Below are 12,929 nucleotides of genomic sequence, written 5' to 3'. Positions count from 1 at the left end.
ATCATGTCCGGTTGCCCTCGGACGATCGCCTCCCTTGAATTCAAAAGCCACAGCCCACACCGCAGCCGACGCGGAAAGCGCTCGCGACGCTGAACTCGAACGAAACACCTACCTCGGCGCGGTGCTGGCGCAGCAGCGCATCAGCATCCGGGGTGCGCGCACGCACAACCTGAAGAACGTCGATCTCGACATCCCGCGCAACAAGCTGGTGGTCATCACCGGCCTGTCGGGCTCGGGCAAGTCGAGCCTGGCCTTCGACACGCTCTATGCCGAAGGGCAGCGGCGCTACGTCGAGAGCCTGTCGGCCTATGCGCGGCAGTTCCTGCAGCTCATGGACAAGCCCGACGTCGACGTGATCGAGGGCCTCTCGCCCGCGATCAGCATCGAGCAGAAGGCCACCAGCCACAACCCGCGCTCCACCGTGGGCACGGTGACCGAGATCCACGACTACCTGCGCCTGCTGTACGCGCGCGCCGGCACGCCCTACTGCCCCGACCATCACCTGCCCTTGCAGGCGCAGACCGTGTCGCAGATGGTCGACGCAGTGCTGGCGATTCCCGACGAGCCGCGCCTGATGATCCTGGCGCCCGTGGCGCGCGAGAAGAAGGGCGAGTTCGTCGAGCTCTTCGCCGAGATGCAGGCCTCCGGTTACGTGCGTTTCCGCGTCGACGGGCAGATCTACGAATACAACGACCTGCCCAAGCTCAAGAAGACCGAGAAGCACGACATCGACGTCGTCATCGACCGCCTTCGCGCGCGCCCCGACATGCAGCAGCGCCTGGCCGAGAGCTTCGAGGCCGCGCTGCGGCTGGCCGAGAGCCGCGCCATCGCGCTGGAGTTGGGCGCCGAGGGAGCGCCCGACAGGGAGCACCTGTTCAACGCCAAGTTCGCCTGCCCGATCTGCCACTACTCGCTGTCGGAGCTGGAGCCGCGCCTGTTCTCGTTCAACTCGCCCGTGGGCGCGTGCCCGACCTGCGACGGCCTGGGCAGCCGCGAGGTGTTCGATCCGGCGCGCGTGGTGGCGTTTCCCTCGCTGTCGCTGGCCAGCGGCGCCATCAAGGGCTGGGACCGCCGCAACGGCTACTACTTCAGCATGATCGAGAGCGTCGCCAGGCACTACAAGTTCGACGTCGACGCGCCCTTCGAATCGCTGCCGGCCTCGGTGCAGCAGGTGCTGCTGCACGGCTCGGCAGCCGAGGAGATCAAGTTCAACTACACCATGGAGTCGGGCAACTTCGCGGGCAAGAAGCTCACGAAGAAGCATCCCTTCGAAGGGATCATCCCGAACATGACGCGGCGCTACCGCGAGACCGACTCGGTGATGGTGCGCGAGGACCTCGCGCGCTTCCGCAACATGCAGCCCTGCCCCGACTGCGGCGGCTCGCGCCTTCGCCCCGAGGCGCGCAACGTTTTCCTGGTCGACGAGAGCGGCGCGGAAAACGGCGCCGAGCGCCCGCGCATGGCGATCTTCGAGCTCAGCCGCCTCACGCTGCGCGACTCCCTCGACTGGTTCCAGAAGCTCAAGCTGCGCGGCGCCAGGGCAGAGATCGCCGACAAGGTGGTGCGCGAGATCGGCCTGCGCCTGAAGTTCCTCAACGACGTGGGCCTGAACTACCTGAGCCTCGACCGCAGCGCCGAGACGCTGTCGGGCGGCGAGGCGCAGCGCATCCGGCTCGCCTCGCAGATCGGCTCGGGCCTCACCGGCGTGATGTACGTGCTCGACGAGCCCAGCATCGGCCTGCACCAGCGCGACAACGACCGCCTGATCGGCACGCTGAAACACCTGCGCGACATCGGCAACAGCGTGATCGTGGTCGAGCACGACGAGGACATGATCCACGCCGCCGACCACGTGATCGACATGGGCCCCGGCGCCGGCGTGCACGGCGGGCGCGTGATGGCGCAGGGCACGTACGCCGAGGTCTCGTCCAACCCCGACTCGCTCACCGGCCAGTACCTCTCGGGCGCTCGCAGGATCGAGGTGCCGAAGCATCGGACCGCATGGCTGCCGTCGACGAAGCAGCCCGCCTTCCACGAAGGCAGGAAGCCCCCGCGCTTCCCGCCAAGCCCCGCCGCCGAGCGCCGCGCCGCGCGCGAGGCCGCGCATCTCGCCACGCAGACCGACCTGCAGGAAATCCGCGTGGTCGGCGCCACGGGCAACAACCTGAAGAACGTGAGCGTCGCCTTCCCCGTCGGCCTGCTGACCTGCGTGACGGGCGTGTCGGGCTCGGGCAAGTCCACGCTGGTGAACGACACGCTCTATACGTCGGTGGCGCGCACGCTCTACCGCGCGCACGAAGAACCGGCGGCGCACGAGTCGGTGGAAGGCATCGAGTACTTCGACAAGGTCATCAACGTCGACCAGAGCCCCATCGGCCGCACGCCGCGCAGCAACCCGGCCACCTACACCGGCCTGTTCACGCCCATCCGCGAGCTCATGGCCGAGACCAACACCGCGCGCGAGCGCGGCTACGGCCCGGGCCGCTTCAGCTTCAACGTGGCGGGCGGGCGCTGCGAGGCCTGCCAGGGCGACGGCGTGGTCAAGGTCGAGATGCACTTCCTGCCCGACGTGTACGTGGCCTGCGAGGTCTGCCACGGCCAGCGCTACAACCGCGAGACGCTGGAAGTGCTCTACAAGGGCAAGAACATCGCGCAGATCCTGGAGATGACGGTCGAGGCCGCGCACGACTTCCTGAAGGCCGTGCCGACCATCGAACGCAAGCTGCGCACCCTGCTCGACGTGGGCCTGAGCTACATCAAGCTGGGCCAGTCGGCCACCACGCTCTCGGGCGGCGAGGCTCAGCGCGTGAAGCTCGCGCTGGAACTCAGCAAGCGCGACACCGGCCGCACCCTCTACATCCTCGACGAGCCGACCACCGGCCTGCACTTCGCCGACATCGAGCTGCTGCTGAAGGTGCTCCACCAGCTGCGCGACGCGGGCAACACCATCGTCGTCATCGAGCACAACCTCGACGTCATCAAGACCGCCGACTGGCTCATCGACATGGGCCCCGAAGGCGGCGCCGGCGGCGGCACGGTGGTGGGCCAGGGCACGCCGGAGGAGATCGCGGCGAACGAGGCGAGCCATACGGGGCGGTATCTGAAGCGGCTGCTGTAGCCAGGCCGCTCCCTGCACGAATGGCCGGGCCGCGCCACAATCGCGGCCCATGCCCTCCTTCACCCCGCGCCAGTTCGTCATCCTCGTTCTCCTGACCCTCGCCTGGGGTTTCAACTGGCCGGTGATGAAGCTCGGCGTGGCCGACTATCCGCCGCTGGGTTTCCGCGCGATCTCGATCTGGCTCGGGCTGCCGGTGCTGGCCGTCGCGCTGGTGTGGCTCAAGGTGCCGTTCCGCGTGCCTCGCAGCGCATGGCCCGAGCTGGTGTGGCTAGGCGCCACCAACATGTTCGTCTGGCACGCCTGCATCATCCTCGCGGTGAAGGCGCTCTCGGGCGGGCGCGCGGCGATCCTGGGCTACACGATGCCGGTGTTTTCCGCCGTCATCGGTGCGCTGCTCTTCTCTGCGGCGCTCACGCGGCGCGCATGGCTGGGCGTGGGCGCCTGCGCGATCGGCGTGGGGCTCTTGCTATGGCACGAGCTCACGAACCTCTCGGGCCGGCCCGGCTACGTGGCCCTGGCACTGGTGGCCGCAGCCACATGGGCGCTGGGCACGCAGCTTCTGCGCCACACGCGCATCGGCCTGCCTACGCTCACGCTCTCGTTCTGGATGACGGCGATGACTGCGGTGGTGATGACGGTGCTGTCGCTGCTCTTCGAGCGCGACCAGCTCTACTGGCCCAACGACGTGACGTGGGCTTCCATCGGCTACAACGCGGTTCTCATCTTCGGCTTCGCGCACGCCGCATGGTTCTACCTCGCACGAGGCCTGCCGCCCATCGCTTCGACGCTGAGCGTGATGTTCATTCCGGTGCTCGGCGTGTTCAGCGGCGCGGTGTGGCTGGGCGAGGTCGTGCACTGGCAGGACGGGGTGGCGGTCGCGCTGATGGTGGTCGCCATCGCCTCGGTGCTCTGGCCCTCGCGCAGCGCGGCGAAGGCCTGAGCGCGCCTTCTTTTTTCAGGTCGTCGTCTGCACGTGCAGGCGGCTGGTCTTGCAGCGGTGCAACGCCCGGTAGTGCTCCAGCGGCCTGCCGTTGGCGCCGTAGGCGATCGACTCGATGCGCAGCAGCGGCTCCGGCTGCGGCAGGTTGAGCAGCTCGCAGGTATCGGCATCGGGCAGCACGGCGTCGATCCAGCGTTCGGCGCGCACGAGGCGCAGCCCGTACTGGCGGCGTAGCACGTCGTAGAGCGAGCGGTCGTCCAGGCGCGTGCGGTGCAGGCCGGGCGCGAGGTCGGCGGGCACCACGGTTTCGACCAGCAGGCGCAGTTCGCCGTCGACGCTGCGCAGGCGCTTGAGCGCCACCACCTGCGTGTCGTCGGTCAGCCCGAGCGAGGCGGCTTCCTGCTCGGTGGGCGCGCGCAGCTCCTGCGTGAGGATCTGCGTGCGCACCGAGCGGCCCTTGCGCTCCATCTCGTCGGAGAAGCCGAGCACGGTGGAAACGAAGTCTTCGTCGCGCTCGCGCGCCGACACGAAGGCGCCGCGGCCCTTGATCTTGTAGATGAGGTTGTTGCGCACCAGGTCGGCCAGCGCCTCGCGCACCACGATGCGCGAGATGCCGAACTGTTCGCCCAGCTCGGCCTCGGACGGCAGCTTGGCGCCGATGGGCAGCACGCCCTGCAGGATCTGCATGCGAAGCGCGTCGCGGAACTGGGCCCACAGCGGGGACTCGGAGTCGCGGTCGAGCACGGTCGAAATTTCGGTCGGAGAGTTCACGTCGAAGCTTGGCCCAGGGCCTGAGGAGTCATCAATGATGCATCGAAAGATGCGGGCGCATCCGCGGCCACCGGCGAAAGCCGCACGCCGTGGCGTTCGCGCAGGGCGGTGGCACAGGCCTGCAGCTCCGCGTGCTGCTGCGCGGCGTCCCAGCCCAGCGCATCGGCGGCGATGCCTGCGATCTCGGCGAGCGCGGCATCGGTGACCAGCCCGCGGATGGCCAGCAGCGTGCGGCGGATCACGAGGTCGTCGAGATGCACCACGCCGGTCTCGAGGCAGAGGTACGAAAGCTCGGCCACCGAATAGCCCGGCGCGTGGCGCAGCGGCATGTCGCCCGATGCGGCGAGGCGCTGCGCCAGCGGCAGGGCCTTCGATCCGTAGCGCTTCAGCAGCACCTGCGCGCGCGTGCGGCTCATGCCCGAGGCGGCGACCAGGCGATCGAGAAAACGCTCGACGGCCTGCGCATCCACCGGCAGCTCGGCGCCGCCGCCGATGGGCAGCATGTCGGTCGAGGCTGTGCGGGGACGGCCAAGTTGCTTCAGCACTTCATTGACCGCCTCTTCCGCGAGCGCGCGGAAGGTCGTCCACTTGCCGCCGACCAGGCCGACCACCGGAATGTCGCGCGTGGCGCTGGGCGGATCGAGCACCACCGAATGGTCGCGCGAGATCTGCCCCGGCTTGTCGGCGTCGGAGCGCGCAAGGGGCCGCACGCCGACGTAGGTGTAGACCACGTCGCCACGTCCGAAGCGCAGGTTGGGGAACACCTCGGCCAGCACTTCGAGCAGGTAGTCGACCTCCTCGGGCTCGGTCTCGATCCTGTCGGGGTCGTCCACCGGGATGTCGGTGGAGCCCACGAGCACGCGGTCGAGGAAGGGATAGACGATGCACACGCGCCCGTCCACCGCCTCGAAGTAGGCCATGCGGCCCTGCAGCGCATCGCGCAGCGCGGGATGGTCGAGCACGAGGTGCGAGCCCTTGGTGCCCATCACGCGCGGGCCGGCGCCGCCGAGCACTGCCGTGCTGCGGTCCAGCCACGCGCCGCTGGCGTTGACCACGGTGTCGGCCGTCACGCGCACCAGCGCGCCGGTGATCTCGTCGCGCAGCGTGATGATGTTGCCCGCGCAGCCCATCACGCGGCAGTAGTTGGCCGCGGCCGAGCGCGGCTGGTCGCGGCAGGCGTCGCCGATGAGTTCGAGGATGAGCCACTCGGGGTGGCTGATCCATGCGTCGAAGAAGGTGGCCGTCCAGCGCACCGCAGAGCGGAACAGGCTGCGGTCGCCAGGGGGCACGCGGCTGATGCGGTGGTTGGGCATCACGCGCTGTCGGCGGCCCAGCAGGTCGTACAGGCGCAGGCCCGCGGCCACCGCCAGCAGGCCGCGCGTGCGCTGCGGCGGCGTGCGGCCGAAGAACTTGAGCGCGCTGCTCATGAGGCCGCCGAAGAAGCTCGACAGCGGCACCACCGTCTTCAGCGGCTGCACCAGGTGCGGCGCGTTGCGCAGCAGCAGGTTGCGCTCGCGCGTGGCCTCGGCCACCAGCGAGAAGCTGCCGTTCTCCAGGTAGCGCAGGCCACCGTGGATCATGCGCGAGGGCGCGCTGCTGGCGCCCGCGCTGAAGTCGCCCTTGTCGACGATGAGGCAGTCCACGCGCTGCAGGCACAGGTCGCGGAACACGCCCACGCCGTTGATGCCGGCACCAATGATGACGGTGGAGAAATGACGATCCGCGAGCGATGCAGGGCGCACGAAGGGCAGTTGCCACGCGCTCATCGGGAAACCTCCGCGCTGCGCGCTGCGGTGCTGTCGGCGGCGGCCGTCACGCCGCCCGCCAGATGGGAAAACACAGGAGACATGGTGTCGATCAGTTCGTTGAAGCCGGCGCTGAAGTCGGCGTGGGCGCGCGCCAGGGCGGTGTCGGGTTCGACGGTGTCGCAGGGCGCGAGCAAGGCGCTGCCCTGCTCCGCGCGGTCGATGCCCTGCGACATGGCGGCATGGATGGCGGCGCCGCGCGCGCCGGTCTCGTCGTCGGCGCAGCGCTCGACCGGGTGGCCGAGAAGGCCCGCGAGCAGGCGCACGAGGCGCGTGTCGCTCGCGCCGCCGCCGAGCACGGTGCACGCCGACACCGGCAGTCCGCAGGCCGCGAGCCGCCCGAGGTGGCGCGCATGCAGTGCAGCGACCGCATCGACCACCGCGCGCGCCATGTCGCCGCGCGTGTGATGGCTCTTGAGACCGACGAAGCCCGCCGTCACTCCGCCACCGCCGTTGACGAAAGGCAGGAAGCGCAGGCCGCCCGCGCCGAGCGGCACCGACATCGCGAGGTCGACCACCGCGCGCGCATCGGGCAGGCCCAGCACGCCGGCCAGCCAGGCGATGTTGGCCATCGACGAGGGGCTGTTCTCCATGTAGAGCCGCTTGTCCTCGCGGCCGAAATTCACGACGGCGGCCACCGCGGGCTTGGGCTCGATCACCGGCCCGATGACGGCGTTGACGCACCAGGTGCCGAAGACCGACACCGCGCGCGAACGCCCTTCGGCGCAGATCGCGGTCATCGATGCAAGCAGGTCGATGGCGCCCATCGCCACCGGAATGCCCGCTGGCAGGCCGCACAGCGCGGCTTCGGAAGGCCGCAGCCTGCCGAGGAGTTCGCCGCTGGGCACCAGCGGGCCGAAGACGCGAGGGCCGAGATCGGCGATGCCCGAAGCATCGAAGGCCGCCTGCGACCACGTGCCCGTCGCGATCGACACCAGCCCGGCCGTGCTCGCATCGCTGGCATCGGTGGCGATCTCACCGGTCAGCAGGAAGCCGAGGTAGTCCTTCGCGAACAGCAGCCGGCGCACCGCGCCGCGCTGCACGGCGTCGGTGCCCAGCAACTCGGCCGCGATCACGGTGGGCTGGCCGGGCCAGGGCTGGCAGCCCACGTCGGCGAAGAGCGCCGGGCCGTGGCTCAGAGCGAGCGAGCGGGCGCGCGCGTCGGCGCGCTGGTCGGTGGAGGCGATGGCGCGTCCGCCCACGAGCTCGTTGCGTGCATCGAGCGCGTAGAGCCCCGCGCCGTGGCCGGTGCAGCCGATGGCGCGGACCTCCGAGGCGCGGTCTCCGAGTTGGTGGGCGACGTCGCGCAGCACGTGGGTCAATGCGGCACGGATGGCCGCGGCCCCCACTTCGCATCCCCCTCCGGGCAGCCGGTCGTGCGGCAATGGCATTCGTGACAGGGCGACGCTGCGGCCACTCCCGGCTTCCAGGGCCAGGGCTTTCAGGCTGCTCGACCCCATGTCGATGCCGATCAGTATGTTTGGCTTCATGTCATAACAGCTTCGGCTGAATAAAAGCGGCCTGCCAGTAGCGTTTCCCCTAGTTATCCCTTCAAATGGCCAGCGCGTACATTCTAGCCTGTCATAACAACTGATGTGACAACAAGGTTCCGAGAGCTGCCCTGAAAAGCGGCATCCACAAGCTGTGCACCCAATGTGAGGAGACAAAGAATGAGGCGTAATTTCCTGAAGTCCGCCGCCGCAGCCGGCATCGGCCTGGCCGGCGCGAGCGCGTTCGCGCAGCAGCAGGCGGCTGCCCCCGCAGCCGGCGGCGGCCTGCGCGGCAACCCCAGCGACGTCTACGTGATGAACGTGATGGTGTCGGGGGTCGAGTACTGGTTTCCGGTCTACGAAATGATGAAGCAGCTCGGCCGCACGCTGGGCGTGAAGACGCGCTACACCGGCACGCCCGAGTACGACGTGAACAAGCAGCTGGCGTCCTTCGAGCAGGAACTGGCGCGCAAGCCCGCGGGCATCCTGCTGCACCCGATGAACCCCGACCCGTTCATCGAGCCGATCAACCGCGCGGCGGCGATGGGCATCCCCGTCGTCACCTTCGCGGCCGACTCGCCCAACTCCAAGCGCACCTCCTTCGTCACTTCCGACAACGACCGCGAGGGCAACCAGGCGGCCGACGCCATCGCTGCATCGCTGGGCGGCAAGGGCGAATACGCGGTGCTGGAGAACCCGGGTCAGGACAACCACGACCGCCGCATCGCCGCCTTCGTCAACCGCATGAAGGCCAAGCACCCCGGCATGAAGCTGGTGGGCCGCGCCGCCAGCAACCAGGACCCGAACAAGGCCTACCAGGCGGTGCTGAGCCTCGCGCAGGCCAACCCGAACCTGGGCGCCCTCTTCATGCCCGAGGCCAACTCGGCCCTGGGCGCGGCGCAGGCCAAGGTGGAGACCAAGAAGAACATCAAGGTGATGTGCTGCGACGTGAACGCCAAGATCCTCGACATGATCAAGTCGGGCGACGTGTTCGGCGCCATCAACCCCAACCAGGGCATGCAGGGCTACATGGGCATGATGATGCTGTTCCTGGCCAAGAACCCCGGCCTCATCGACCCGATGAACGACGCCAAGCGCAATGGCACCAACCCGATGGCCGTGCCCTTCCTGGACAACGGCCTGTCGGTGGTCAGCAAGGCCAACGCCGACGACTTCTACTGGGACAAGTACCTCGCCCGCCGCGGCACCAAGGGAATCGGCGAGTGAACGCAGTGGGCGCATTGCTCGAACTGCGCGGCATCAGCAAGCGCTTCGGCGCTTCGCGCGCGCTCACGGGCGTGGACTTCTCGCTGCGCCGCGGCGAGATCCACGCCCTTTGCGGCGAGAACGGCGCGGGCAAGTCCACGCTGATGAACATCATCGACGGCATCCACCAGCCGGACGAAGGCACCATCTCGCTGGACGGCCAGGCGGTTGTCATCGACGGCCCCGCGCATGCGATGCGCCTGGGCATCGGCCTGGTGCACCAGGAGATCGCCCTGTGCGGCGACGCCACGGTGGCCGAGAACATCTTCATGCCGGAGATCAACGCCGGCAGGAGCGCGTGGATGAACTACGCGAACCTCAACGAACGCGCCGCCAGGGTGCTTGAGCGGCTGGGGCAGGACGTCGATCCCGCCGCGCTGGTGAAAGACCTGAGCATCTCCACGCAGCAGCTCATCGAGATCGCGAAGGCGCTCACGCTCGACTGCAAGGTGCTGATCCTCGACGAGCCCACCGCCGCGCTCACCGACAACGAATCGGCCGCGCTCTTCAGGGTGCTGCACGACCTCAAGGCGCAGGGCATCGGCATCATCTACATCAGCCACCGCATGGCGGAGATCTTCGCGAACTGCGACAGCGTCACGGTGCTGCGCGACGGCCGCAACGTACACACGGGCCCGCTGGCCGAGCTCGACGCCGACGGCCTGGTGCGCCGCATGGTCGGGCGCGACCTGGGCAATTACTACCCGCCGAAACAGGAAGAGCCCGCATCGGGCGAGCACGTGCTCGAGGTGACCGACATCGCCGACGGCGAACGCGTGCACGGCGTGTCGTTCAGGCTGAAGCGCGGCGAGATCCTCGGCATCGCGGGCCTCATGGGCGCCGGCCGCAGCGAGCTCGCCGAGACCATCTGCGGCCTGCGCACGGCGCGCGGCGGCAGCGTGCGGCTGCGCGGCAGGCCGCTCGCCATCCGCAAGTACAGCGACGCGCTGCGCGAAGGCATCGCCTACCTCAGCGAGGACCGCAAGGCGGCGGGCGTGTACCTCGATCTGCCCATCGCGCAGAACATCGCCTCGATGGCGCTCGCGCGCGTCAGCTCGCGCTTCGGCCTGCTGCAGCGCGCGGCCGAGCACAAGCTGGCGGTGAGCCTTGGCGCGAGGCTCAAGCTCAAGTCGGACGGCGTGGACATCGACGTGGCCAGCCTCTCCGGCGGCAACCAGCAGAAGGTGGCCATCGCCAAGCTGCTGGCCACCAATCCCTCGGTGCTGCTGATGGACGAGCCCACGCGCGGCGTGGACGTGGGCGCCAAGTCGGAGATCCACCACATCCTGCGCGACCTGGCCAGCCAGGGCGTGGGCGTGATCGTGATCTCCTCGGAGCTGCCCGAGATCATCGGGCTGTGCGACCGCGCACTGGTGATCCGCGACGGCCGGCTCGCCGGCGAGGTGCAAGACAAGGACATGACGGAAGAGGCCCTGCTGCGGCTGGCCTCGGGACTTTGCGAAGAGGAAACGACAGCATGAACTACCCAGCACAACTGGACGCGGGAGCCGCCGGCCTTGCGCCACGACAGACGACCGAGGGAGGAGGAAAGGGAGGCCCCGTGAAACCCGCCAGCAAGCTCGCCAGCATGCGCGAGCTGGGCCTGTTGATCATCATCGCGGCGCTGTGCGTGGGCATGAGCTTCGCGTCGCCCTACTTCCTCACCTGGGACAACGTGCGCGCGATGCTGCTGTCGTTCTCCATCGAGGGCATCGTGGTGGTGGGCATGACCATCCTGCTGATCGTGGGCGGCATCGACCTCTCGGTGGGCTCGGTGGTGTGCTTCGCGATGGTGGTCACCGGCAAGCTCTTCCTCATGGGATTCGACCCGTGGACGGCGGGGCTCATCGCCATCGCGGCCAGCGCCATGATCGGCGCGATGATCGGCGGCTGCGTCACGCGCATCGGGCTGAACCATTTCATCGCCTCGCTGGCCTTCATGGTGATCGTGCGCGGCCTGTGCCTGGCGCTCACGCAGGGCACGCCGCAGTCGCTGTTCTCGCTGCCGGCGGAGTTCAAGTTCATCGGCCAGGGCACGCTCTTCGGCGTTCCGGCGGTGATCCTGATCTTCCTGGCCATCGTGGTGGTGAGCGACTTCGTGCTGCGCCGTTCCTCGCTGCTGCGCCGGGTGTTCTACACCGGCAGCAACGAGAAGGCGGCGCTTTACTCCGGCATCCGCGTGGGCCACGTCAAGTTCTGGGTCACGGTGCTGTGCGCCGCGTCGGCCGGGCTCGCGGGCGTGATCTACACCGCGCGCTTCGGCGCCGCCACGCCCACCTTCGGCGTGGGCATGGAGCTCAACGTGATCGCAGCCGCGGTGATCGGCGGCGCCAGCCTGAAGGGCGGCTCGGGCACGGTGCTCGGCGCGGTGCTGGGCCTGGCGCTGCTGTCGGTGGTGACCAGCTCGCTGATCCTGCTGGACGTGTCGCCCTACTGGCAGGACGTGATCAAGGGCCTGATCCTGCTCGCGGCCGTGACCATCGACCACCTCATGAACACGAGAAAGACCAAGCGATGAGCAACAGCAGCACCATCAACGCATCGGACATGAAGAAGACCGTTCTCGGCCCCTCGGGCATCGAATGCTCGGCCATCGGCCTGGGCACCTGGGCCATGGGTGGATGGATGTGGGGCGGCGGCGACAACGCGGCCGCCGTGCTCGCCATCCAGGCCTCGCTGGACGCGGGCGTGAACCTGATCGACACCGCGCCGGCCTACGGCCTGGGCCGCTCCGAGAGCATCGTCGGCACCGCGCTCAAGGGCCGCCGCCACGAGGCGGTGATCGCCACCAAGTGCGGGCTGGTGTGGCACACCCAGAAGGGAACGCACTTCTTCGAAGAAGACGGCCACCCGGTGTACCGCTACCTCGGGCGCGAGTCGATCATCCATGAGGCCGAAGAGAGCCTGAAGCGCCTGCAGACCGACTACATCGACCTCTACATCACGCACTGGCAGGACGCCACCACGCCCGTGGCCGAGACCATGGACGCGCTGCTCGAGCTCAAGAAGCAGGGAAAGATCCGTGCCATCGGCGTGAGCAACGTGAGCCCCGAGACGCTGGCCGAGTACCTTCGCTACGGCCCCGTCGACGCGGCGCAGGAGCGCTACAGCCTGATCGACCGCGAGATCGAGCAGACGCTGGTGCCGCTGTGCACCGAGCACGACGTGGCGGTGCTGGGCTACTCCTCGCTCGCGCTGGGCCTGCTCGCCGGCCCCATCGACCCCGAGCGCAAATTCACCGGCGACGACCAGCGCGCCACCAACCCGCGCTTCAGCGCGCAGAACCGCGCGAAGCTCGCGGCCTTCTTCGAGGAACTGGAGCCGCTGCGCAGGCAGCTCGAATGCTCCTTCGGCCAGCTCATGATCGCGTGGACGCTGGCGCGCGGCAGCGTGTCGGTCGCGCTGTGCGGCGCGCGCGCCAGCAAGCAGGCCATCGAGAACGCAGGCGCCGGCTCGGTGCGCCTGCACGACGCTGCGCTGCAGCTGATCGACAGCGCAGCGAGCAGGCACCTGGGCTCGCTCGGCTGAGCAGCCCTCCT

The 12,929-nt window shown here is 68.8% G+C and carries 9 protein-coding genes; 6 read left to right on the top strand and 3 right to left on the bottom strand.

The window, feature by feature from the left end; genetic code table 11:
* Positions 1-34 precede the first annotated feature (34 nt).
* Positions 35-3,118, top strand: coding sequence for an excinuclease ABC subunit UvrA (gene uvrA, locus ABL843_RS02425; RefSeq protein WP_418118843.1), 3,084 nt, complete (start codon positions 35-37; stop codon positions 3,116-3,118).
* Positions 3,119-3,167: 49 nt separating this feature from the next.
* Positions 3,168-4,058 (top strand): DMT family transporter, encoded by an 891-nt coding sequence (locus ABL843_RS02420; RefSeq protein ID WP_418118842.1) that lies wholly within the window; start codon positions 3,168-3,170, stop codon positions 4,056-4,058.
* A gap of 15 nt (positions 4,059-4,073) precedes the next feature.
* On the opposite strand, the gene ABL843_RS02415 is transcribed toward ABL843_RS02420, so the two are convergent.
* The 3 genes from ABL843_RS02415 to ABL843_RS02405 are packed head-to-tail and all read right to left on the bottom strand — an operon-like array spanning position 4,074 to position 8,124.
* Entirely contained in the window at positions 4,074-4,829 is a 756-nt protein-coding gene (locus tag ABL843_RS02415) for a GntR family transcriptional regulator (protein WP_126022303.1), read from the bottom strand.
* The gene (locus ABL843_RS02410; protein WP_418118841.1) at positions 4,826-6,595 is read right to left on the bottom strand and encodes a glycerol-3-phosphate dehydrogenase/oxidase; all 1,770 of its coding nucleotides are present in this window, start codon (positions 6,593-6,595) and stop codon (positions 4,826-4,828) included. Before ABL843_RS02410 ends, ABL843_RS02415 begins: the two co-directional genes overlap by 4 nt.
* Positions 6,592-8,124: an FGGY family carbohydrate kinase gene (locus ABL843_RS02405; protein ID WP_418118840.1), complete on the bottom strand. Its 1,533-nt coding sequence runs from the start codon at positions 8,122-8,124 to the stop codon at positions 6,592-6,594. Before ABL843_RS02405 ends, ABL843_RS02410 begins: the two co-directional genes overlap by 4 nt.
* 180 nt (positions 8,125-8,304) lie before the next feature.
* Between ABL843_RS02405 and ABL843_RS02400 the strand changes: the two genes are divergently transcribed.
* The 4 genes from ABL843_RS02400 to ABL843_RS02385 are packed head-to-tail and all read left to right on the top strand — an operon-like array spanning position 8,305 to position 12,918.
* Positions 8,305-9,351 (top strand): substrate-binding domain-containing protein, encoded by a 1,047-nt coding sequence (locus ABL843_RS02400; RefSeq protein WP_126022306.1) that lies wholly within the window; start codon positions 8,305-8,307, stop codon positions 9,349-9,351.
* Positions 9,348-10,871 carry a sugar ABC transporter ATP-binding protein gene (locus ABL843_RS02395; RefSeq protein ID WP_418118839.1) on the top strand — a complete coding sequence of 508 codons (1,524 nt, stop codon included), beginning with the start codon at positions 9,348-9,350 and terminating at the stop codon, positions 10,869-10,871. The genes ABL843_RS02400 and ABL843_RS02395 overlap by 4 nt, the downstream gene beginning before the upstream one ends.
* Complete coding sequence (locus ABL843_RS02390; protein ID WP_126022307.1) at positions 10,868-11,908, top strand: ABC transporter permease; 1,041 nt, start codon at positions 10,868-10,870, stop codon at positions 11,906-11,908. The genes ABL843_RS02395 and ABL843_RS02390 overlap by 4 nt, the downstream gene beginning before the upstream one ends.
* A complete protein-coding gene (locus ABL843_RS02385) occupies positions 11,905-12,918 on the top strand; it encodes an aldo/keto reductase (protein ID WP_418118838.1) in 1,014 nt (337 codons plus the stop codon). Before ABL843_RS02390 ends, ABL843_RS02385 begins: the two co-directional genes overlap by 4 nt.
* Positions 12,919-12,929 lie beyond the last annotated feature (11 nt).

It is taken from the genome of Variovorax sp. 350MFTsu5.1 (assembly GCF_048302515.1).
GTDB lineage: Bacteria > Pseudomonadota > Gammaproteobacteria > Burkholderiales > Burkholderiaceae_C > Variovorax > Variovorax guangxiensis.
Note: the sequence above shows the minus strand (reverse complement) of the source record. Positions and strands in the feature narration are given on the sequence as shown.

What these genes read in the sequence shown, in the direction of transcription:
- ABL843_RS02420 (WP_418118842.1), top strand. Translation starts at nt 3,168, where the DNA reads ATGCCCTCCTTCACCCCGCGCCAGTTCGTCATCCTCGTTCTCCTGACC.
- ABL843_RS02410 (WP_418118841.1), bottom strand. Translation starts at nt 6,595, where the DNA reads ATGAGCGCGTGGCAACTGCCCTTCGTGCGCCCTGCATCGCTCGCGGAT.
- ABL843_RS02405 (WP_418118840.1), bottom strand. Translation starts at nt 8,124, where the DNA reads ATGAAGCCAAACATACTGATCGGCATCGACATGGGGTCGAGCAGCCTG.
- ABL843_RS02400 (WP_126022306.1), top strand. Translation starts at nt 8,305, where the DNA reads ATGAGGCGTAATTTCCTGAAGTCCGCCGCCGCAGCCGGCATCGGCCTG.
- ABL843_RS02390 (WP_126022307.1), top strand. Translation starts at nt 10,868, where the DNA reads ATGAACTACCCAGCACAACTGGACGCGGGAGCCGCCGGCCTTGCGCCA.
- ABL843_RS02385 (WP_418118838.1), top strand. Translation starts at nt 11,905, where the DNA reads ATGAGCAACAGCAGCACCATCAACGCATCGGACATGAAGAAGACCGTT.